The 21455-nt window shown below is 58.3% G+C and carries 17 protein-coding genes; 10 read left to right on the top strand and 7 right to left on the bottom strand.

The genetic code is table 11. The annotated features are described in order from the left end of the window. Window positions 1-9: 9 nt before the first annotated feature. The 4 genes from ASU33_RS00645 to ASU33_RS00630 all read right to left on the bottom strand — a co-directional run bounded on the left by ASU33_RS00645 (window position 10) and on the right by ASU33_RS00630 (window position 6589). The gene (locus tag ASU33_RS00645; protein ID WP_059067133.1) at window positions 10-1338 is read right to left on the bottom strand and encodes an OmpA family protein; all 1329 of its coding nucleotides are present in this window, start codon (window positions 1336-1338) and stop codon (window positions 10-12) included. 146 nt (window positions 1339-1484) lie between these two features. Continuing rightward, complete coding sequence (locus ASU33_RS00640; RefSeq protein WP_059067130.1) at window positions 1485-2282, bottom strand: 3'-5' exonuclease; 798 nt, start codon at window positions 2280-2282, stop codon at window positions 1485-1487. 458 nt (window positions 2283-2740) lie between these two features. Continuing rightward, on the bottom strand, window positions 2741-3391 hold the full coding sequence (locus ASU33_RS00635; protein ID WP_059067128.1) for a response regulator: 651 nt from the start codon (window positions 3389-3391) through the stop codon (window positions 2741-2743). Between the two features lie 117 nt (window positions 3392-3508). Beyond that, window positions 3509-6589: a sensor histidine kinase gene (locus ASU33_RS00630; RefSeq protein WP_059067126.1), complete on the bottom strand. Its 3081-nt coding sequence runs from the start codon at window positions 6587-6589 to the stop codon at window positions 3509-3511. 144 nt (window positions 6590-6733) lie between these two features. Between ASU33_RS00630 and ASU33_RS00625 the strand changes: the two genes are divergently transcribed. Continuing rightward, entirely contained in the window at window positions 6734-7408 is a 675-nt protein-coding gene (locus ASU33_RS00625) for an MCP four helix bundle domain-containing protein (protein ID WP_059067124.1), read from the top strand. Between the two features lie 49 nt (window positions 7409-7457). On the opposite strand, the gene ASU33_RS00620 is transcribed toward ASU33_RS00625, so the two are convergent. Continuing rightward, on the bottom strand, window positions 7458-8009 hold the full coding sequence (locus tag ASU33_RS00620; RefSeq protein ID WP_149866972.1) for a hypothetical protein: 552 nt from the start codon (window positions 8007-8009) through the stop codon (window positions 7458-7460). A 9-nt stretch (window positions 8010-8018) separates the two neighbouring features. Beyond that, window positions 8019-9779 (bottom strand): aspartate--tRNA ligase, encoded by a 1761-nt coding sequence (gene aspS, locus ASU33_RS00615; protein WP_059067121.1) that lies wholly within the window; start codon window positions 9777-9779, stop codon window positions 8019-8021. A 181-nt stretch (window positions 9780-9960) separates the two neighbouring features. On the opposite strand from aspS, the gene ASU33_RS00610 reads away from it, so the two are divergent. The 8 genes from ASU33_RS00610 to ASU33_RS00575 all read left to right on the top strand — a co-directional run bounded on the left by ASU33_RS00610 (window position 9961) and on the right by ASU33_RS00575 (window position 19181). Then, window positions 9961-10428 carry a T9SS type A sorting domain-containing protein gene (locus ASU33_RS00610; RefSeq protein ID WP_059067119.1) on the top strand — a complete coding sequence of 156 codons (468 nt, stop codon included), beginning with the start codon at window positions 9961-9963 and terminating at the stop codon, window positions 10426-10428. Between the two features lie 260 nt (window positions 10429-10688). Continuing rightward, entirely contained in the window at window positions 10689-11261 is a 573-nt protein-coding gene (locus ASU33_RS00605) for a hypothetical protein (RefSeq protein ID WP_059067117.1), read from the top strand. A 176-nt stretch (window positions 11262-11437) separates the two neighbouring features. Continuing rightward, window positions 11438-12337 (top strand): ABC transporter ATP-binding protein, encoded by a 900-nt coding sequence (locus tag ASU33_RS00600; protein WP_059067115.1) that lies wholly within the window; start codon window positions 11438-11440, stop codon window positions 12335-12337. 37 nt (window positions 12338-12374) lie between these two features. Continuing rightward, the gene (locus ASU33_RS00595; protein ID WP_059067113.1) at window positions 12375-16004 is read left to right on the top strand and encodes a M1 family aminopeptidase; all 3630 of its coding nucleotides are present in this window, start codon (window positions 12375-12377) and stop codon (window positions 16002-16004) included. 6 nt (window positions 16005-16010) lie between these two features. Continuing rightward, window positions 16011-16469, top strand: a complete 459-nt coding sequence (locus ASU33_RS00590) for a hypothetical protein (protein ID WP_059067111.1) — start codon at window positions 16011-16013, stop codon at window positions 16467-16469. Between the two features lie 86 nt (window positions 16470-16555). Beyond that, window positions 16556-17005: a nucleoside deaminase gene (locus tag ASU33_RS00585; RefSeq protein ID WP_059067109.1), complete on the top strand. Its 450-nt coding sequence runs from the start codon at window positions 16556-16558 to the stop codon at window positions 17003-17005. Between the two features lie 102 nt (window positions 17006-17107). Continuing rightward, window positions 17108-17722, top strand: coding sequence for a superoxide dismutase (locus ASU33_RS00580; protein WP_059067107.1), 615 nt, complete (start codon window positions 17108-17110; stop codon window positions 17720-17722). Window positions 17723-17897: 175 nt separating this feature from the next. Next, entirely contained in the window at window positions 17898-19181 is a 1284-nt protein-coding gene (locus ASU33_RS00575; RefSeq protein ID WP_059067104.1) for a nucleoside permease, read from the top strand. A gap of 334 nt (window positions 19182-19515) precedes the next feature. Here ASU33_RS00575 and ASU33_RS00570 read toward each other — a convergent pair whose 3' ends face one another. Continuing rightward, on the bottom strand, window positions 19516-19935 hold the full coding sequence (locus tag ASU33_RS00570) for a nucleoside-diphosphate kinase (protein ID WP_059067102.1): 420 nt from the start codon (window positions 19933-19935) through the stop codon (window positions 19516-19518). Between the two features lie 414 nt (window positions 19936-20349). Here ASU33_RS00570 and ASU33_RS00560 point away from each other — a divergent pair, with 414 nt between their 5' ends. Beyond that, complete coding sequence (locus ASU33_RS00560) at window positions 20350-21390, top strand: DHH family phosphoesterase (RefSeq protein WP_059067099.1); 1041 nt, start codon at window positions 20350-20352, stop codon at window positions 21388-21390. The last annotated feature ends 65 nt before the right edge of the window (window positions 21391-21455 follow it).

Here is a 21455-nt window from a genome sequence, read left to right as displayed (position 1 = left end):
CAGTTGGGCTTACTTCTGAGTTACGCGGATGCTGATGCGCCGGTTGAGCGCCCGGCCCACCGGCGTTTCGTTGCTGGCAACAGGATATTTCTGCCCGTAGCCCTTGGCCTCGATGCGGTTTGCGGGCACACCTAGGTCAACCAGCGCGGCCATAGCCACGGTAGCCCGCTCCTCGCTTAGCTTAAGGTTTTGCAAGAACGTGCCCGTGGTATCGGTATAGCCGCCAATCTTCACGCGTGAGTCTGGGAAGCTTTCTAGGATATCGGCTACATTGCGTAGCTGCGCCATTGATTCGTCGGTAAGCGTGGCTTTGCGGGCATCGAAATACACCCGGTCGAAGTTGATCCAGCCTTTCGTGCGGTTGATGGAATCGACCTGCACATTGGCATCGGCCAGGAATCGATAGAGCTTGTTTTCGGTGGAATTGACGCCTACTGTGTGCGTAACGCCGCCCAGCAGCGTGAGCTGCACTGGTTTGCCGGTATCGTAAATGTAGTTTTCGGTGGTGACGTCGTAACGGCCACTAACTGCGGTGGTTGTGGGGTCGTCGGCTACTAGGTTTTCGGCTGAGCGCGTGGGCATTACTCTTTGTGCTGCGGGCTCGTTGGCGGCACCTAGGCCGGCTGTGTAGGAATTAGCGGTTGGCAAGCTGGCAATGGGTGCAGTGCGGTTTTGCCCCAGAAAAAATCCGGTAAGCACCGCCAGCAATACTAGTAGCGCCGGCCACAGCCACTGCCGCTGCGGAAAGCCCTCCGATGCTCCTACTGGCTCGTGCACGGCCGGTGCAGCACGCCTAGGCTCGGCGGGTACGGGCTGCGGCGCAGCCAAGCCACGCTCCCGCTCGGTTAGCAGCAAGCCCGAAACACTGCTGCGTTGGGTTTGCAACCAGCGGCCTAGTGCTGAAGCATCGAGCGGCTGCGTGGTAGCGTACTGGCCCAATACGCCCAGCATTACGGGAGCTACAATCCCCAACACTCGCTCAACCGCGGCATGACGCAAGCCGCTTTCCAGGGCTATTTCGCCTATGCGCCGGTGGTTGCTCTCCGTCAGTAGCGAGCGGATGAGCTGTTGGCCTCGGTGTGCTGGGCTGCTTTCGTTTTCGGCAGCCAACACATCGGCTTGGATATCGGCACGGTAGGCATCGTGTGCCATCGTCCAGATTACCTCGCTGCCACCCACTTGCTCCGAGAGTTTAATAAAGTTGCTCAGTACCAGCGGCACTACTTTGGGCAAAGCTTTCCTGATGCCTGTTTCGCTTTCTCCCACCACTGCGCTTACCTGGCTTACGGCCGGCGCCGTGAAACAGGCCAAGACTTCCTCCAACACATTCTGCGACATGACTTAGGGGATATGAGTTATACCATAGATAATAATACAATAATTTATCAACATATTAACATAGTTATCCACATCAATATTCCCTGCTACAAACATGAAAGGCAGCCCCGCGGGGCTGCCTTTTTCTTGCTTAGCTGTGATATGGCCTACGCTAACCGCAAAACCGACATTTCGGGCTGGTCGGCATACACCACTGCCTCGTCGTCGAAGGGCTCATCGCCCCGAAACTTCATCAGCACGCGGGCGGTGGTGATGATGTCCTTCTGGCAATACTTCACAATGCGGGGTAGGTTGCGCTCCTCGTAGTACACGCGGGCCACGTCGGCACCGTTGATGTCGTCTTTGGGTGTTGGAATGCCGAACATTGCGGCCAGCAGGGCCAGGGAAGTAAACGATTTCCGGTCGCCGAATTTCCACAGCTCCATGGTATCGAGGTGGTTTACCTCCCAAGGCTTTTTGCCAGCAATGTCGAGCTGAGGCGGCAGCAGCACGCCATTTATCATCATGCGGCGCGAGAGGTACGGAAAATCGAACTCTTTGCCGTTGTGGGCGCACAACATATGCCCGGGCTTACGGCTGAGCACCTCAGCAAACTCGCGCAGCAGGGTGGCTTCGTCGTCGGCAGCAAAGCTCTTTACCCGAAAGCGCAGCTGCTCCTGCTTGTCGTAATAAAAGCAACCTAGGGAAATGCACACCACGCGGCCAAACTCGGCGTAGATGCCTGCCTGCGAAAACAACGCCGCGGCCGAAAGGCGGTCGGGCATGGGTTCAACCTCCTCGGCGCCCCAGCTGGGGAAGCCCTGCTGCCGGCGCAGGCTCTGTGCTTTGTGCTCCCACAGGTGGCGCAGCATATCATCGAGCTCGTCGTGGCAACCTACACAGGGCACGGTTTCAATGTCGAGCACGAAAACGTCGGTGAGCTTGAGGTTGCGGAGTAGCTGCATAGGGCACGGTGGAACAGGGGCGCGGTAACGAAGATAGCCCGCAGCCGAGCTAACTATCAAACGTGCGCAACCAGAAAATTGGCTATGCTGGCCACAAAAAAGCCCGCCCAGCTGGTGCTTCAACCAACCGGGCGGGTGTATGTTTTGCTCACTCCCCAAGTGCAGCTGCCGGGCTGCAAGAGGTGTGTCGGGGCTAGGCGGCGGTACCGCGCTAAGCCAGTGCCGGGCGGCCGGTGAGGCACAAGCCCAGCAAGGAAATCAGCAGCTGCTTTCGGGATTTCGTTGACATAGGCGTCGGGCGAAAGAGTGAGCTAACAAACTGACTGCGAGAGTCTGATAGGGTAAAGATCAGTAGCCTTGGGGGGAGGCACAATCACATGATGATGTGATACGATGTGAGCCCGCTCACCCCTGCCCTGTTGTGAAGCAAGCCTTGGTACCTAGGAAACTGCCTGAGACTAGGTAAGCCCTTGGCGCAGGGCCTTGCTTACGGCCTCCGTCATGGAGCGCACGTGCAGCTTCTCGTAAATTTTTTTGATGTGCGAACGAACTGTATCGAGCGAAATACCGCGGTCGTGGGCAATCATTTTGTAGCTGTAGCCTTCTACCAACAGCCCCAAAATTTCCTGTTCGCGGGCGCTTAGGTTGGCTGGCGAGTCTTCCTGCTGACGCGGGGCGGCTGGTTTCGGGAACAAACGCAGCACTTGGCGGGCAATGGCCGGCGTCATGGGCGCGCCGCCGGCGCGCACCTCGCCAATGGCATCAAGCAGCTTGGCCGGGGGCGTTTTCTTCAGCAGGTAGCCATCGGCACCGGCGCACACCGCCTGGAACACCCGGTCGTTGTCTTCGAATACCGTGAGCATCACGACGCTCACCTTCGGCTGCGAGGCCTTGATGCGTTTTAGGCCCTCGATGCCGTTGATACCGGGCATGTCGATGTCCATCAGCACCACATCGGGCTTCAGGCGCGGAATGTCGGTTTCTACCTGCTGGCAGTTACCTAAGGCCCCTACCAGCTCGAGGCCGGGAGTGCCGCCCAGCAGGTGGCTAAGGCTAAGGCGTAGGTCGGGATTGTCTTCGTAGATGAGTACGCGGGTAGCGGCTTCCATATGCTGAACGGTGGTGGATACAAGAGCGGACTGGATGCTGCAAGGTAGACAAAGCCCCAACGCGCCGCCTCGCATAATGATGTGATGCCGCCTAGGTGCAACCACCTGTTCCAAAGCTTACTTCATTGGCACCAGTAACTCCAGCTTGGTGCCCTGGCCAGGCGCAGTATCGATGTGCAACCTGGCCTTGATGGCGGCGGCGCGGCTGCGCATGTTGGTCATGCCGTTGCCGCCGCCCTGCGCCGGCGCGTTCGGGTCGAAACCCACGCCGTCGTCTTGCACGCGCAGCACTAGGTGGCGGTTTTCGTAGTCGAGCTTGATGGAGGCAAACTCAGCTTTGGAGTACTTGGCGAGGTTGTTTACGGCTTCCTTGAAAAGCAAGAAAAACTCGCGGCGGGCCCGCATCGGCAGGCGGTGCTCGGTAACCTCGGGCGCTACCTTAAATATAAAATCTATGCCACGCGCCTCGAGCACATCGGAGGCAAAGGAGCGCATGCGCGAGGTAACCGACTCCATGCTGTCGTGGGCGGGGTTGATGGCCCACACGATATCGTCCATCGAATCGAGCATGCGCCGCGAAGACTCGCCGATTTGCTCGAGCAGCTGCGACGACTGCTCCACGCTGCCGCGCTGCTGGTGCGTGCGGGCCAACTGGCTCAGAATGCTGATGGAGCTGAGCGTCGAGCCCATGTCGTCGTGCAGGTCGCGGGCAATGTTGTGGCGCACCCGCTCGAGGGCTAGCAGCTGGCTTACGCGCACCCGGTAGGCCAGAAACAGCAAGCCAAACACGAACCAACTGGCCAAGATGCGGAACCACCACGTTTGGTACCACGGCGGCTCCACAATCAGGCGCAGCGCCGTGCCGTTGGGGCTCCAAACGCCATCGTTGTTGGCAGCGCGCACCCGGAAGGTATAAGTACCAGGATCGAGGTTGGTGTAGGTGGCCTGGTGCTGGTTGCCCGCGTCGATCCAGTTGTCGTCGAAGTTCTCCAGCTTGTACATGAAGCGGTGCTTATCGGGCAGACGGTAGTTGAGGGCCGCAAACTCGATGGAGAACAAGTAGTCGCGCGGGGTGAGTCGAATTTCGCGGCTTTCGGTGATGCTGGTGTCGAGCTCAGCCGGTTGATTGAACTTGCGGAACCGCGTGAGTACCACCGGCGGCGGCACGGGGTTGTGGCGCACGGCCGTGGGGTAAAACGCCACGGCTCCGTTAGGCCCCCCAAATAGCAGGCGGCCATCGGCCGTGCGCAGGTAGGCCCCGGCATTGTGCTCGTCTTGGGGAAGCCCGTCGCGCATGTCGTAGGTCCGGAACTTGCCGGTGTTGGGCGTAAACTGCGCCACGCCTTTGTTGGTGGCCATCCAAAGCCCGCCCCGCCCATCGGCCGACATGCCGTAGATGACGTTGTTGGGCAAGCCCTGCCGCTCGCGGTACGTTACAAAGCGGCCCTTTTCAGCATCAACCATGCAGGTAAGCCCGCCGCCTTCGGTGCCGAGCCACAAGCGCCCCTGCTCGTCCTCGAGCATGCAGCGCACAAAGTTGTTGCTGAGGCTGTGCGGATCGGTTTGGTTGGCCCGGAACGTACGGCAGTGACCGGTGCGCGGATCGAACAAGCACAAGCCACCGCCGCCCACGCCCACCCATATACGCCCGCGCTTATCCTGAAAAATGCAGCGCACAAAGTTGCTGCTTAGGCTGCGCGGGTCGCGCGGGTTGTGGCGGTACACGGCGCTGCGGCCGCTTACCGGATCGAAGAGGTTGAGGCCGCCCTCGGTGCCTACCCACAAGCGGCCCTGCTTATCCTGGTAAATGCAGCGGATAAAATCGTCGGAGAGGCTGGTTGGGTCGGCGGGGTTGTGGCGGAAGCGGCGGAAACGCCCGGTGGCCGGATCGAGGTAGGCCAAGCCCTGGCTTTGCGTACCCACCCACAGGCGGCCGTCGCGGTCGGGCAGCAAGGCCCGAATAAAATCTTCGGGTAGGCTTTCGGGGTCGTTTTCGTTGCTGCGGTAGGTGGTGATGCGGCCCGTGAGCGGCTCGAGTCGGTGCAGACCTAGGGCCTCGGAGCCGAACCATAGGTTGCGCCGCGCATCTTCGGCCATAGACCAAATAGGCCCTGTAACGCGGTGCGGAATGGGCTGCGTGAAAGCGTTGGGTCGTGGGTCGAAGCTGGAAAGCCCTTGCTCCGTGCCAACCCAATACAAGCCCGAGCGGTCTTCGAATATGCTGTGTACCCTGTCGGTGGGCAGGCCACGCGGTGCGTTTTGCTGGTGCCGCCACACTTCAAAATCACGTGTGCGAGTATTGTAACGGCACAAGCCCGCAGCCGTGCCCGCCCACAGCCGCCCCTGGCTATCAACCAACAAGTTGCGGATGTCGTCGGTGGGCAAGCCACCTTCCTTGCCAGGCTCGTGCTGGTAATGCACCTGTTGGTTGGTGTTCAGCCCTAGGTAGTACAGGCCGGTGTGTTCGGTGGCCACCCACAGGCCGTTATCAGTGGTAGGCTCCAAGTCCTTTATAGCGTCGCCGTGCTGCCAGTTGGGCAGCGGCACAAGCTCGCCCGTTTGTTCGTTGGCGTAGCTCACGCGACCTTCGCCGGTGCCTACCCACACGCGGCCATCGGCGCTTTGGGCAATGCTGCGGATAGAGTTGCCACGCACACTGCCGCTTACGCTTGCGCTGTGCTTAAATAACCGAAACTTGCCCGTGGTGGGGTTTAGCAGGTGCAAGCCACCTTCGGTGCCCGCCCAAATACGGCCTTGGCGGTCGGCGTACACGGCGCGCACAAAGTTATCGGCCAGAGTGCCGGGGCCGCCGGTTTCGTAGATGCGGAAACGTTCGGTAAGGGGGTCGAAGCATGCCAAGCCGCCGCCGCCGGTGCCCACCCACACGCCGCCTTTTTTATCGGCAGCGAGGGCCAGCACAAAGTTGCTGCCGAGGCTGCCGCGCACTTGCGGGTCGCTACGGAACACCCGAAACGAGGCACCATCGTAGCGGTTGAGGCCATCTTGCGTGGCCAGCCACAAAAACCCGCGCTGGTCTTGCACAATGGCGTACACGTTGTTTTCCGACAGCCCGTTTTGCGACGTCAGGGTACGGAACGTAAGATTTTGAGCCAGCCCCCACGAGCTGGCAAGCAGCCAGCAGCACGTTGCTAGCAAGAAGTACAGCCTTGGTAGCTGCAGAAACCCAAAACGCGTCATTTACTGCAAGTAAGCGGGCGCATCGCAGCTTGCCAAACGCACCATAAATAAGGCAGCAGCAGCACCAAAGCTGCAAGCGCTGCGGCCTAGGTTAGGGCCGGTTTTTTCCTTATCTTATATAGGATTACCACTCCCTCACCCGCCATGAGTCCTCTCTACCGCATTCATCATAAAGCCAAGCCGGCCTTCTTGTTTTTTGTGGTGCTGCTGGTGGTACTGGGCAGCAGCGTAATCGAGAAGCGCCTGATGCACGACGCCACCACGTCGGCCACGTCGTTGTACAACGACCGGCTGCTTCCGGCTACGGGCCTGTTCCAGCTCAACGACCTGATGTATGCCAAGCAGCAGTTGCTGGCCAGCTACCTAGGGCACCCCACCGCGGAGCAGCAGCGCTACGCCGCCATTCAGCTGGCGGGCCGCAACGTAAAAATTGATTCACTGGTGAGCCGCTACGAGCAAACCTACCTGGTGGTCGAAGAAAACCGTGTGCTGCAGGAGTTCAAACGCAATTTGCACCGCTACAACGCCCACGAGAAACACCTGCTGGCCGCTGCCAATAGCCCCTCGGTGGCTGAGGTGCAGCAGCTCGCCCGCGAGTTCAACACCATTCACACCGAACTAGCCAAACTGAGCCAAATTCAGCTGGAGGTTGGCCAGGAGCTGTCGGAGAGTTCGGCCACTACCGAGAGCAACGCCACCCTGCTGAGCAACCTGCAGATTGCCATTCTGGTTGTTTTTGCCCTAGCCATTCAGCAAGTGCTGTTGCTTGATCGGCACCCGTTGGTACCTAGGAGCCTGAAGAACTTTCACTTAAATTAAGCCTTGCACAGACGCACCGCCTGGTCTCTTCATAGCATTTCGACAACAATCATCTCACGCCGAACAATCTCCTGTTATGTGGCCAATAGCAGGTGCTGTCGCTTATCTCTAATTTCCACATATAGCCTTCGCACGAAGCGGCTAGCTCCTCTTTGCTGATGTCCAGAAAAGTCAGCTTGGCACCAACTACTCGCTCCTGTGGATTGGACCGTCGATATAAATGCACATAGTTGGCACTATACAAGTAGTCATCAGCGCCTAAGATTTTTGTAGTGCCTTCAATAGCAGGAACTACGCACCCCCAGGGTTGAAAGCCTACTTCATTCAGCCAAATGCCTTCTTTGCTGAGTTTGATCTGAGGCTTTCCTAATTGGCGTGTTGGCTTCCACAATGGAGCCATGCCAACAAATGCAAGCATCCCCAAGAGCAGAGCTTCGATGAACGGCTTATCTACCAACTCTTTGTACGCTAACGCTACAATCATCGCCAGAATAAGGGTGATGAGTAGCACATGCTGCAACAGCTTATCACAGGAATAAAAAACCACCCTGAGCCATTCTGTCGGCTCAGGGTGGTTTTGACGCTTATCAAGTAAGGGCACGACCTAGGCCTACTTCGCCGCTTCCACTTTCGACTCAATGCTGAGCTCCTTCAGCTGAGCGCCCGAAATCTCCGAGGGCGAGTCAATCATTACGTCGCGGCCCGAGTTATTTTTTGGGAAGGCAATGAAGTCGCGGATTGAGTCGGCGCCGCCGAACATGGAGCACAGGCGGTCGAAGCCGAAGGCGATGCCGCCGTGGGGCGGCGCGCCGTACTCAAAGGCATCGAGCAAGAATCCGAACTGCGCCTTGGCTTCTTCTTCGGAGAAACCTAAGAGCTTGAACATGCTGGCCTGCACGCTGCGGTCGTGGATACGGATGGAGCCGCCGCCGATTTCAACGCCGTTGATCACCAAGTCGTAGGCGTTGGCACGTACCTGACCGGGGTTGGTATCGAGCAGCGGAATGTCCTCGGGCTTGGGCGAGGTAAAGGGATGGTGCATGGCGTAGTAGCGGCCCTCCTCCTCGTTGAACTCGAGCAGCGGGAAATCGACCACCCACAGCGGGCGGAAGTCCTCCTTGTTGCGCAGACCTAGGCGCTGGCCCATTTCGAGGCGCAGCTCGTTCAGGGCCTTGCGGGTTTTGTCGGCGGGACCGGCCAAGATGAGCAGCAAGTCGCCCGGGTTAGCGTTGAAAGCCTGCTTCCATTGCTGCAGCACCTCCTGCGAGTAGAACTTATCAACCGACGATTTCACGTTGCCATCTTGCTCCACGCGGGCGTATACCAAGCCGGTGGCGCCTACCTGCGGGCGCTTCACGAAATCGGTAAGCTCATCGAGTTGCTTGCGCGTGAACTGGGCGCACGTGGCGGCGTTGATGCCCACCACCAGCTCGGCGCTGTCGAACACCGGGAAGCCGTGGCCTTTTACTACCTCGTTCAGCTCCACGAACTGCATGGCAAAGCGCGTGTCGGGCTTGTCGGAGCCGTAGAGGCGCATGGCATCGGCGTAGCTCATGCGCGGAAACTCGCCCGGGTCGAAGCCTTTCACCTCCACAAACATCTGGCGCGTCATGCCCTCGAAGGTTTGCAGAATGTCTTCCTGCGTAACGAAGGCCATTTCGCAGTCGATCTGGGTGAATTCGGGCTGGCGGTCGGCGCGCAGGTCTTCGTCGCGGAAGCACTTCACAATCTGGAAGTACCGGTCGAAGCCCGACACCATTAACAGCTGCTTAAATGTTTGGGGCGACTGCGGCAGGGCGTAGAACTGGCCGGGGTTCATGCGCGAGGGCACTACAAAGTCGCGGGCGCCTTCGGGCGTGCTCTTGATGAGCACCGGGGTTTCTACTTCCAGGAAGCCTTGGTTATCGAGGTACCGGCGCACCGATTGGGCCAGGCGGTGGCGCAGCTCGAGGTTGCGGCGCACAGGGTTGCGGCGCAAATCAAGGTAACGGTACTTCATGCGCAGGTCGTCGCCGCCGTCGGTTTCGTCTTCGATGAGGAAAGGCGGCAGCTTGGCCGGGTTAAGCACCTGCACCGCCTCGGGGCGGATTTCGATGTCGCCGGTGGGCAGGTTGGGGTTTTTGTTGTAGCGCTCGGCTACACGGCCCGTAATGCTCACCACAAACTCGCGGCCTAGGTTGCGGGCTTGCTCGCGCAGCTCGTCGGCCTCCACGCCTTGCTCAAATACTACCTGGGTAAGGCCGTAACGGTCGCGCAAATCCAGGTAAAGCACGGCGCCTTTGTCGCGGGTGCGCTGTACCCAGCCGCACAGCGTAACGGTTTGGCCAACATTTGCTAGGCGGAGTTCACCGCAGGTATTGGTTCGAAGCATAAGCTCAGAGGTAGGCCCACCCCCTAGGGCGGGCAGCCGGACAACTAAATCGGAGGCGGCAAAGATAGGCAAGCCGTGCGGCCGATGGGTACGTACAAAGAGCTTCGTTAATTTTGGCCCGGATTCTGCAAAGGGCCGTTCAGCCCTCCACGGATTCGCATTTTTTACTCTTACCACCGATATGAAACGCTTTGCGCTGTCGCTCGTCGCTGCTACTCTCCTGGCCTTGCCCGCCGCCCACGCCCAAACCAAGGTGAAGACGAAAACCAAGTCGGAAACCACGGGCACCGAAATCAAAACCAAGTCGACGGCCGAGCCGGTGGTGCTCGATGGCGCCGTTAAGCGCGTAGAAACGCTTTCGGGCATCGATATTTTCCCGAAGCCCAACTCCAACTCGGTGCTGCTGAGCTTCACGCAGCAATTCACGAAGCCCGGTAAGCTCACCGTTACCGACTACAAGAACAACCCTATCTACACCGAGGACCTCGACCCGGCTACCCACACCGGGGCCCCCGTCGACCTAGGCCACATTCCGGCCGGCACCTACTTGGTAGAGGCAAAAATTGATAATTACCTGTACTGGAAGAAGGTGCGCATAAAGTACCCCTCGACGCCGGTTGCTACCAAGAAGAAGCGCGGCCGCCGCTAACCAACAGGTGTAGCGCGGGCTTTAGCCCGCGTTTGCGCGCACGATTGAAGTTGAACAATAAACGCAACAACGACACCGTTCTGGCAGACGCGGGCTGAAGCCCGCGCTACACTTCGCTTCGCCACCTCATCAAGCCTCCAATGCCCTGGGTATCGGAGGCTTTTTGTTGCCCCATGAGCAAGGCCGTTGGTTCGGCAAATGAATTGGCACGAAATTCTGTTGGGCGTAGCTGCGTTACTTTGCCGACGATGCATAAATCAATGACCACTTCGCGAAATACCCTCCGCCCCACCCTGTGGCTGCTGCCGCTGCTCCTGCTACTGGTAGCTTTTGTAGCCCCCAATCTGAAGAAAGTACAGGTGGCGAAAAACCTGACGGTGAGCGTGCCGGAAGATTTTCAGCCGCTGCCCGACGATGCCATTGCCTCTAAGTACCCCGCCGCGCGCAAGCCGTTGGCCGTGTTTAGCAACCCGGCCGGCCGCGTCGATTTTAGCATTGCCAACAAGCAAACCACCTTCACCGACCGCGACTACGCCTTGTTATTGAAAGTGTACGAATCGAACCTGCAACGTACCTACACCAAGGTCGATTTCATCAGCAAGGACATTCGTACCGTGAACAAGCGTGATTTTGTGGTGCTGGAGTTTGTCTCGACGCTGACCGATAACCGCCGCGGCCGCGAGATGATGGCCCCGCTGAAGCGTTACCAGCTGATGCAGTACGCCATTTCGGGCGACCAGCTGTACGTGTTCCACTTCAACAGCCCCATTGAGGAGCAGAAGCAGTACCAGCCGGTGGCCCAGGCCGTAATGCAGAGCATTGCCTTGAAATAAATTTGCCGATCCGCTTCGTTTTTTAGGCGACAAAGGCGGCCGAATACGCATCTTTCGCCCGTTGGGTTTTACCCAACGGGCTTTTTTTATGCTTGTGGGTGTAATGCGCACGGCCAAACGCCGATATATTATCCACAATCTACTCTTGCTTTCCACACCCTAACCCTCATACTCGCATGGAACTGGTCATCGAAAACCTTTCCAAAACGTACCCGAACGGCACCAAAGCGCTCAACGATGTATCGTTGCGCATCGAGCCGGGCATGTTTGGCTTGCTTGGCCCCAACGGCGCCGGCAAATCGTCGCTGATGCGCACGATTTCGACCTTGCAAGAGGCCGATTCGGGCTCTATCCGCCTAGGTGATATTGACGTGCTGCACCAGCCGGAGCGCGTGCGCCAGGTGCTGGGCTACTTACCGCAGGAGTTTGGGGTGTATCCGAAAGTAACGGCCGCCGAGCTGCTCGAGCACTTTGCCGTACTCAAGGGCATCAGCAACAAAAGCGAGCGGCGGCAAGTGGTTGATGCCTTGCTGCACCAAACCAACCTCTACAACGTGCGCAACAAAAACCTGGGCGGCTACTCGGGCGGCATGAAGCAGCGCTTCGGCATTGCACAGGCCCTGTTGGGCAACCCCAGGTTGATTATTGTGGACGAACCCACGGCCGGCCTCGACCCCACCGAGCGCAACCGCTTCCATAACCTGCTGGCTGAAATCGGCGAAGACCGCATCGTGATTCTGAGCACGCACATCGTGTCCGACGTGTCGGATTTGTGCCGCCAGTTTGCCATCATCAACAAAGGCCAAGTGCTGTACACCGGCGACCCGCTGCAGGCCATCGAGGAAATGCGCGGCCAAATCTGGCGCCGCCTCATCCGCAAAGAGGAGCTCAGCAGCTACCAGGAGCAGTTCTCGGTGATATCGTCGCGCTTGTTTGCGGGCCAAACCATCATTCACGTGCACAGCGTGGCGCAGCCCGGCAACGGCTTCGAGGGCGTGGAGCCCACGCTCGAAGACGTGTACTTCGCGCGCATTCATGCGGCCGAGCGAGTAGCGGCCAAATCGGTAGTAGCCTAACCCACCCGTTCATCGTCAACTTCTACTTCACTCGACCATGTTCGGAGAGATATTCCGGTTTGAGTTACGCTACCGCCTGAAAAGGCCGGCCACGTACATCTATTTCGGCCTCATGTTCCTGATGGCCTTCATGCTGATGCTCGCCCTGGGTGGTTTGTTCGGCGGGGGCATTGTAGTGGGCGACGCCGCCGGCGGCAAAGTGCTGGCCAACTCGCCGTACCAGATTAACTGGCTGCTCACGGCCATCAGCATGTTTGGCGTGTTCGTTACGTCGGCCATCATGGGCACGCCCGTGTTCCGCGACTTCGAGCACCGCACGCACTCGCTCTACTATACCGCGCCCATCAGCAAGCTGGGCTACCTAGGCGGCCGCTTTCTGGGCTCGTTTGTGGTGCTGCTGCTTGTGTTTGCCGGCGCGGGCCTAGGTGCTTGGCTGGCTACGTACTGGCCCGGCCTCGATGAGGCCAAGATTGGCCCTAACCACTTGGCCGCTTACCTGCATCCCTACCTCACCATCATCATCCCGAACCTGCTGTTTACGGGGGCCATCTTCTTTACCGGCGCTACTCTTACGCGTTCGGCTTTGGCGGTATACTTGGGCGGTATCGGGTTCTTTGTGCTGTACTCCATCAGCCAAACCCTGCAGCAGGACATCGACAACGACACGCTGCAAAACCTGCTCGACCCGATGGGCGGCGGCGCCGTGTACCTCACGCAACGCTACTGGACGGTAGCCGAGCGCAACGCCATGCTGCTGCCCTGGAGCGACTACTTGGTGCAAAACCGCTTGCTGTGGATGGCTATTTCGCTGCTCATGCTGGCTGCTTGCTACTTCGTATTCCGCTTCTCGTTTGCCAATGCTTCGGCTTCGGGGCCGCGGCCCAAAGCGGGTGCCCTAGGTGTAGCAGATGCGCCCAAGGGCCTGCAGCTGCCGCGCATTACGCCACGCTTTACCGCGGGGCTGGCCTGGGCGCAGTTTGGCCGTTTGCTGCGGCTCGAGTTCCTGAGCACGGTACGCAGCGTGTACTTTATGGGTATTGCCGGCGCGGGTGTGCTGTTCCTGATAATAGCCGGCATGCAAGTGGGCCAGATGTTCGGCACCAACACCTACCCCGTTACGCCGGTGGTGGTGCAAGTACTGGGCGGCTCGTTCTCGCTGTTCATGCTCATCATCATCACGTTTTACTCGGGTGAGTTGGTGTGGCGCGAGCGTGATTCGCAGATTCACCAGATCTACGACGCCATGCCCATGCCGGGCTGGGTGCCGTTCTCGGCCAAGCTCGGCGCGCTGATGCTCATTCAGGTGGTGCTGCTGGCGGTGGTGCTGGTGTGCGGCGTAACGCTGCAAACCTTCAAAGGGTACTTCAACTACGAGATTGATGTGTACCTGAAGGAGCTGTTCGGCTTCCAGCTGCTTGATTTCTGGATTATGTGCGTGCTGGCCATGCTGGTGCAAGTGCTTTGCAACAACAAGTACATGGGCCATTTCATCATGATCCTGTACTACGCCTTTAATCTCTTCAAAGGGCAGCTGGGCTTGGAGCACAACCTGTACTCCTTCAACTCCGACCCCGGCGTGCGCTACTCGGCCATGAACGGCTACGGGCATTTTGTGTGGCCGTACTTTGCCTTTAAGCTGTACTGGGGGGCGTTTGCCGTGCTGCTGGCCCTGGCTTCGTCGCTGCTGTGGCCGCGCGGTACCGAAACGCGCTTCTCGTGGCGCTGGGCACAGGCGCGCTCTTCTATGTCGCCGGCTTTGCGCGGGGTAGCGGGCGTGGCTTTGCTGGTGTTTGCGGGCATGGGCGGCTACATCTTCTACAACACCAACGTGCTGAACGAGTACCGCACCTCCGACGAAACCGAGGAGCTGCAGGCGCAGTACGAGCGGGAGTTTAAGCGCTTCGAGAAGCGCCCGCAGCCGCGCATTACGGCCGTGAACATTGAAGCCGACATTTACCCCGCCGAGCGCGATGTGCACTTCAAAGGCACGTACTGGCTGCTCAACCGCGAAAAGGTGGCTATTGATTCGGTGCAGCTCCTGCACGAGTCCGACGCCGAAGTGAAGCGCCTGGAGCTGGCCCGCCCCGCCAAGGAGGTGCTGAACAAAAAGCTGGGCGAGGTGGTGTACCGCATTGTGCGCCTGCAGCAACCCCTGCAGCCCGGCGACTCGGTGCAGCTGCACTTCGACATGGCCTACACCAACCCGGGCTTCCGCAACCGCGGATCCAACACCAACATGGTGGCCAACGGCACCTTCGTGGGCACTCAGCTATTGCCCCACATCGGCTACCAGGATGGCCTGGAGCTAGCCGACGACGACCTGCGCAAAGACCAGGGCCTGCAACCCAAGCCGCGCATGGCCTCGGTGCACGATTCGGCGGCGCGCATGAACACCTACATCAGCAACGAGGCCGACTGGATTCGGTTTGAGACGACCGTCAGCACCTCGCCCGACCAGATTGCCATTGCCCCGGGCTACTTGCAGAAAGAATGGACCAAGGACGGCCGCCGCTACTTCCACTACAAAATGGTTGCGCCCATCCTTAACTTCTACTCGTTTCTGTCGGCGCGCTACGCCGTGTACAAGGATAAGTGGAAGGACATTCCGATTGAGATTTACTATCAGCCCGGCCACGAGTACAACCTGAAGCGCATGGTGAAGGGCGTGCAGAAGGGCCTGGAGTACTACACTGCCAACTTCGGCCCCTACCAGCACCGGCAGGTGCGCATTCTGGAGTTCCCGGGGTACAACTCGTTTGCGCAAGCCTTCCCGAACACCATTCCGTTCTCCGAGAGCATCGGCTTTGTGGCTCACGTCGACTCGACCGACCCCAAGGACATCGACTACCCGCTGTACGTAACTGCCCACGAGGTGGCGCACCAGTGGTTTGCGCACCAGATTATTGGCGGCAACGTGCAGGGCGGCACGCTCATGTCGGAAACGCTAAGCCAGTACAGCGCCCTGATGGTGATGAAGCACATCTACGGCGAGGAGAAGATGAAGAAGTTCTTGAAGTACGAGCTGAACTCCTACCTCACGGGCCGCACCACCGAGCGTAAGAAAGAAGTGCCGCTGTATCTGGTCGAAAACCAGCCCTACATCCACTACCGCAAAGGCTCGGTGGTGATGTACGCCCTGCAGGACTACCTAGGCGAGAAGGCCGTAAACGCCGCCATCAAGGAGTACCGCGACAAAGTAGCCTTCCAACGCGCGCCATATACCACTTCGGTAGAGTTCCTGGGGTACATCCGCAAGCACACCCCCGACTCGCTGCAGTACTTGGTTACCGACCTGTTCGAGCGCATCACGCTGTACGAGAACAAGGTCGATTCGGCCTCGTACCGCAAGCTGCCCAACGGCCAATACCGGGTGCAGTTCACCGTGAACACCAAGAAGCTGTACGCCGACTCGCTGGGCAACGAAACGCCCGACATGAAAGCGCGCGACTTTATTGATGTGGGCGTAATTACCCGCAAAAAGGGCAAAGACGGCAGCTACCAGGATGTGCCGATGCTGCTCGAAAAACGCCGCCTGGTGCCGGGCCTCAACCGCCTGGAGTTTACCGTGCCGCAGAAACCCGACCGCGTCGGCATCGACCCCTTCAACAAGCTCATCGACCGCAACCCCGACGACAACGTGAAGGCGCCGGAAGAAAAGAAGGCGTAACTGTCAATGCGTGCTGAATTAGTTGACATACTTCACCTATTTGACGAAGTGCTTCAGGAGCTTGGGCAACCCGGGCTTCTGAAGAACCCGTTGTTCGCTCAGAAACCGCACTTTGATTCTGAGTTTTATATGCCGTTTGAGTTGGCTCAGCAATCAAGCAATGCCATTCCCATCTGGTTTGAACTGTCGCAAAGCGGACTCACATTTTACCTCGACCGCACAAATGAAATTCCGGAGTGGGACTACAAGACGCTGATGGATAACCCAGAGCATGTCAAGCAGACAATTCGGAACATTCTGACGGCGTGGGTGCTGGTTGATTACAAAGGCCAGAAAACGGTTTTGCGTCTGTTCAACGAATGTGGCGAGCAAATAAACCAGTTTACTTACTGGCAAGGGATACGGTTAAATTTTCTCAAAAGCAGCACTTTCTACCTGTATCAACCCATCTTAAGATGTCCCTGATGTCCTCAAATCCGGATTAAGAAAAGCCCCGTCGGCAGTGGACGGGGCTTTTTCGTGCCTGAGCACCTCTACTTATTTTTGCGCTTATGCCCCCACCCGCCCACGACGAACGCCTCATGCGCCAGGCCCTACGCGAAGCCGAGCTGGCTTTTGCTCAAGGCGAAATCCCAATTGGCGCGGTAGTAGCGCACAACGGCACCGGCCAGATCATCGGGCGCGGGCACAACCAAACCGAGCAGCTGCGCGATGTAACCGCCCATGCCGAGATGCTGGCCCTTACCGCCGCCGCCAACTACCTAGGCAACAAATACCTGCACGATTGCACGCTGTACGTAACCGTGGAGCCTTGCGTAATGTGCGCCGGCGCCACGGCCTGGGCGCAAGTGCCACGCGTGGTGTATGGCACCCCCGAGCCCAAAGTGGGTTACTCGCGCCACGGGCAACTGCTGCACCCCAGGTGCCAAGTGCTTACGGGCGTACTGGCCGATGAGTGCGCAGCTTTAATGCAGCGCTTCTTTGCCGACAAGCGGAAATAGCTACTTTTGGCCGCCTCCGTACTAGCACGTAACCCGCGGCCGGTTTCGGCGGTTAACCACCCAAGATTCTCACACTATCCATCCCCAAAACCACACAACGCTATGGCTTTCGAACTGCCCCAGCTTCCTTACGCCTACGATGCCCTGGAGCCCCACATCGACGCGCGCACGATGGAAATCCACCACAGCAAGCACCACCAGGCCTACGTTACCAATCTGAATAACGCTATCCAGGGCACTGAAATGGAAAACCAGTCGCTCGAGGAAATCCTGCATAACATTGCCAAGGCTCCGGCTGCCGTTCGCAACAACGGCGGCGGCCACTGGAACCACGACCTGTTCTGGAAAGTAATTGGCCCGAACGGCGGCGGCGAGCCTACCGGCCCCATTGCCGACGCTATCCAGAAGACCTTCGGCGGCTACGACAAGTTTAAGGAGGAGTTCACCAAAGCCGCTACCACGCGCTTCGGCTCGGGCTGGGCTTGGCTTTGCAAAATGAACGACGGCAACCTGCAAATCTGCTCCACGCCAAACCAAGACAACCCGCTGATGCCCGACTCGGGCTGCAAGGGCATTCCGGTGCTGGGCCTCGATGTTTGGGAGCACGCCTACTACCTCAACTATCAGAACCGCCGCCCCGATTACATCCAGGCGTTCTACAACGTGATTAACTGGGACGAGGTAAACCGCCGCCTTCAGGAGGCTACCCCCATGTAGTATGGCTTGCTGCTGCCAGTCGCATAGCTGGTAAGCACCAACAAAAAGCCCCGTACAGCACTGTACGGGGCTTTTTGTTGGTACCTAGGTCGAGTTGCTTCAAAAACCTGCCACGGCAGAAAACTTGTATCTTTATGGACTTAAACATTCCCTACCTTCTCCCAACTGCACTCGCATGAGTACTAAGCTGCGTCTTATTATCCTCAGCTTTCTACAGTTCTTTATCTGGGGCTCGTGGCTGATCACCATCGGGGCATATTGGTTTCAAACCAAACAATGGTCGGGAGCTCAGTTTGGCGCCATCTTCTCGACCATGGGCATTGCGTCCATTTTCATGCCCTCACTCATGGGCATTGTGGCCGATAAGTACGTGAATGCCGAGAAGCTGTACGGCTTTCTGCACCTCCTAGGTGGCGCGGTGTTGTGCACCGTTCCACTGGTCACCGATCCGGGCCTCATGTTCTGGGTTATGTTGCTGAATATGATCTTCTACATGCCTACGCTGGCCTTGTCGATTGCCGTTTCGTACTCCGTTCTCAAACGCGAGGGGCTTGATGTGGTGAAGGACTACCCGCCCATCCGGGTATGGGGAACCATTGGTTTCATCGCCGCCATGTGGACGGTGAGCCTCCTGGGCCTGGAAAAATCGGCTAGCCAGTTTTACGTAGCGGCCGGCGCGGCCATTCTGCTGGGCTTGTATTCGTTCACGCTGCCGGCCTGCCCTCCTACTGCCAAGGATACCCCGAGCCGCTCACTGGTTGATGTGTTGGGCCTGAAGTCGTTCGCTTTGCTGCGCGACTCCAAGATGCTCACCTTCTTCATCTTCTCGCTCCTCCTCGGTGCGGCTCTGCAGCTGACCAATGCCTACGGCGACACCTTCCTGCACGACTTCGACAAAGTGCCCGAGTATCAAGACACCCTCACGGTGAAGTACCCGGCCATCATCATGTCGATTTCGCAGATTTCCGAGACGCTGTTCATCCTGGCCATTCCCTTCTTCCTGCGCCGCTTCGGCATCAAGCAGGTAATGTTCTTCAGCATGATTGCCTGGGTGCTGCGCTTTGGCCTGTTTGCCTACGGCGACCCCGGCAACGGCCTCTGGATGATTATCCTGTCGTGCATCGTGTACGGCATGGCCTTCGATTTCTTCAACATCTCCGGCTCGTTATTCGTCGAAACGCAAACGGCACCTTCCATCCGTGCCAGTGCCCAAGGTTTGTTTATGATGATGACCAACGGATTTGGTGCCGTACTGGGCAGCTCCGTAAGCGGCATCGTTATCGAGAGGTATTTCACTTACGCCGACCAAAGCAAAAACTGGCCCGGCATCTGGACGGCTTTCGCACTGTATGCCCTCGTAATAGCCGTGCTGTTCCTGTTCCTGTTCAAGCATAAGCATAACCCGCAGGAAGTACGCGACGCCGATACGCACGCCGCTGAGCCCGTACTTTCAGCATAGAGAAGCCAGGGTTTTACACCCATAATGAACCGCGCCGCCTGCAGCTTTCGACTGCAGGCGGCGCGGTTTTTTTGCTTTAACCTCTATCATTAATTAGGCTTAGCACCTTGCGCCGGCTTTTGCCCGGTAATTACCATTAAAGCACTTGGCAGCGGCCGTGTTACTGCAGGCTGACTACCGTGTAAAACCCTGAGCAAAGCAAGGATACATACCCTTCTGCAGTAAGCTCAGCAATACATAAGTAGTATAAAACTGGTCTAAAACCAGTACATAAAAAAGCCGCGCTGTAGGTTACAGCGCGGCTTTTCAGCTCGAAAACTATTTGTGGCTGAGCTTAGAAACGCTCGTCGGCGCCGAAGAAGAAGCTGCCTTCGATTTCGGCATTTTCGTCGGAGTCAGAGCCGTGCACGGCGTTGGCCTCGATGCTCTTAGCGTACTTCTTGCGGATGGTACCTTCGGCAGCCTGAGCCGGGTTGGTAGCACCAATCAGCTCGCGGAAAGCCGTTACGGCGTTGTCCTGCTCCAGGATAGCCGCTACGATCGGGCCCGACGACATGTACTTCACGAGGTCGTTGTAGAACGGACGCTCCTTGTGTACTTCGTAGAACTTGCCAGCGCGCTCGGGGGTGAGCAGCACTTTCTTCAGCGCTACGATGCGGAAGCCGCCTTTCTCGATGTCAGCGAGGATAGCGCCCGTGTGGCCGTCTTGTACAGCGTCGGGCTTAATCATGGTGAAGGTGCGGTTCGTTGCCATGTGGTCGGAGAATGAAATGATGGACCAGCACCTAGGGTGCGCGGTCGATTACAGAAACAATGGAATTGCGGGCGCAAAAGTAGGAGTTAATGCGAAGACGCGGTGTAGCCCGGCAGCAGTAACCCCGATTAAGATTGCCTATTTGGCCGCATTACTGTTGGGCACCGCGTTTATTCCAGCTACTAATTTGGAGCTGCAGCGGCAAGCGCCGGTGCCTTTGCTCGCGAAGCCCTACTCCCCTTTTGAGGCACCTAGGGCACTTTTGCCTACATGCGTAACGTACTTCGGGTGCCTCGGCGAACCGAAAGACCAAGGCCGAATGTTGCAAGCCAGAACAACTTTGCGAATCATTCCCGAAATTTGCCCCTTGCACGGCCTGTAAGGGCCGCAAAGTCAGTCACCTATCAGCCGACAATGCACGAAGTCACGGCGCTGAAGGAGCTCCTGCGGGAGCCGCGGCACATCTTTATTACCACCCACCACAAACCCGACGCCGACGCCCTCGGCTCGTCGCTGGGCCTTGCGGGGTACCTCAAAAAGAAAGGCCACCACGTAACGGTGGTTACGCCTTCCGATTACCCCGATTTCTTGGCTTGGATGCCCGGCAACGACGAGGTTGTCGTGTTCGAGCCCGGCCGCAACGACCGCCAAGTACAGGAACTGGTTGGCACCGCCGACGTCATCTTCTGCCTCGACTTCTCCTCGCTCGGCCGCATCAACGAGCTGGGCGAGTACGTGCGCCAGGCCCCGGGCAAAAAAGTGCTCGTCGACCACCACGAGCAGCCCGAGCAGTTTGCCGACATTGCTTTCTCCTTTCCGACCGCCGCTGCCACAGCCGAGCTGGTTTTTGAGCTGATTCGCGACCTAGGCGACCAGTCATTCATCGACCCCTCGATCGGCGAGTGCCTGTACGCCGGCATCATGACGGACACGGGCTCGTTCCGACATCCCAGCACCTCGCGCAACGTGCACCTCATCATTGCCGAGCTGCTCGATGCGGGCATCAACCTCTCGGCCGTACACCGCCGCATCTACGATTCGCACTCCGAGGAGCGCCTGCGTTTCCTGGGCTTCGTCCTGAAGGACAAGCTTACGGTGCTGCGCGAGTACAACACGGCCTACATTGCCATTACGTCCGACGAGCTGCGCCAGTATCACTCCAAAACCGGCGACACCGAAGGCCTCGTCAACTTTGCGCTTAGCATCGAGGGCATTGTATTCGCGGCCATCCTCATCGACCGCGTGCAGGCCGTCAAAATCTCGTTCCGCTCGGTGGGCGACTTTTCGGTAAGCGAGTTTTCGCGCCGGCACTTCAACGGCGGTGGCCACCACAACGCCGCCGGCGGCGTGAGCTACGAGCCGCTCGACGCCACGGTCAAGAAGTTTCTTGATTTGCTGCCCAATTACCAGGCCCAACTGGTAACTGCGCCCCTGGCAGCCGCTCCACAACAGTAAATTGCCTGCCTTGGCGGGCGCATCGCACACAGCACCTAGGTATCCTTACCTTTAGCCGCACTTTC

Origin of the sequence: Solirubrum puertoriconensis, assembly GCF_001483135.1 — a bacterium.
GTDB classification, from domain to species: domain Bacteria; phylum Bacteroidota; class Bacteroidia; order Cytophagales; family Hymenobacteraceae; genus Solirubrum; species Solirubrum puertoriconensis.
Note: the sequence above shows the minus strand (reverse complement) of the source record. Positions and strands in the feature narration are given on the sequence as shown.

Excerpts from the sequence above, each read along its gene's own strand:
- ASU33_RS00645 (WP_059067133.1), bottom strand. The coding sequence starts at position 1,338 with ATGTCGCAGAATGTGTTGGAGGAAGTCTTGGCCTGTTTCACGGCGCCG.
- ASU33_RS00640 (WP_059067130.1), bottom strand. The coding sequence starts at position 2,282 with ATGCAGCTACTCCGCAACCTCAAGCTCACCGACGTTTTCGTGCTCGAC.
- ASU33_RS00635 (WP_059067128.1), bottom strand. The coding sequence starts at position 3,391 with ATGGAAGCCGCTACCCGCGTACTCATCTACGAAGACAATCCCGACCTA.
- ASU33_RS00630 (WP_059067126.1), bottom strand. The coding sequence starts at position 6,589 with ATGACGCGTTTTGGGTTTCTGCAGCTACCAAGGCTGTACTTCTTGCTA.
- ASU33_RS00625 (WP_059067124.1), top strand. The coding sequence starts at position 6,734 with ATGAGTCCTCTCTACCGCATTCATCATAAAGCCAAGCCGGCCTTCTTG.
- aspS (WP_059067121.1), bottom strand. The coding sequence starts at position 9,779 with ATGCTTCGAACCAATACCTGCGGTGAACTCCGCCTAGCAAATGTTGGC.
- ASU33_RS00610 (WP_059067119.1), top strand. The coding sequence starts at position 9,961 with ATGAAACGCTTTGCGCTGTCGCTCGTCGCTGCTACTCTCCTGGCCTTG.
- ASU33_RS00605 (WP_059067117.1), top strand. The coding sequence starts at position 10,689 with ATGACCACTTCGCGAAATACCCTCCGCCCCACCCTGTGGCTGCTGCCG.
- ASU33_RS00600 (WP_059067115.1), top strand. The coding sequence starts at position 11,438 with ATGGAACTGGTCATCGAAAACCTTTCCAAAACGTACCCGAACGGCACC.
- ASU33_RS00595 (WP_059067113.1), top strand. The coding sequence starts at position 12,375 with ATGTTCGGAGAGATATTCCGGTTTGAGTTACGCTACCGCCTGAAAAGG.
- ASU33_RS00590 (WP_059067111.1), top strand. The coding sequence starts at position 16,011 with ATGCGTGCTGAATTAGTTGACATACTTCACCTATTTGACGAAGTGCTT.
- ASU33_RS00585 (WP_059067109.1), top strand. The coding sequence starts at position 16,556 with ATGCCCCCACCCGCCCACGACGAACGCCTCATGCGCCAGGCCCTACGC.
- ASU33_RS00580 (WP_059067107.1), top strand. The coding sequence starts at position 17,108 with ATGGCTTTCGAACTGCCCCAGCTTCCTTACGCCTACGATGCCCTGGAG.
- ASU33_RS00575 (WP_059067104.1), top strand. The coding sequence starts at position 17,898 with ATGAGTACTAAGCTGCGTCTTATTATCCTCAGCTTTCTACAGTTCTTT.
- ASU33_RS00570 (WP_059067102.1), bottom strand. The coding sequence starts at position 19,935 with ATGGCAACGAACCGCACCTTCACCATGATTAAGCCCGACGCTGTACAA.
- ASU33_RS00560 (WP_059067099.1), top strand. The coding sequence starts at position 20,350 with ATGCACGAAGTCACGGCGCTGAAGGAGCTCCTGCGGGAGCCGCGGCAC.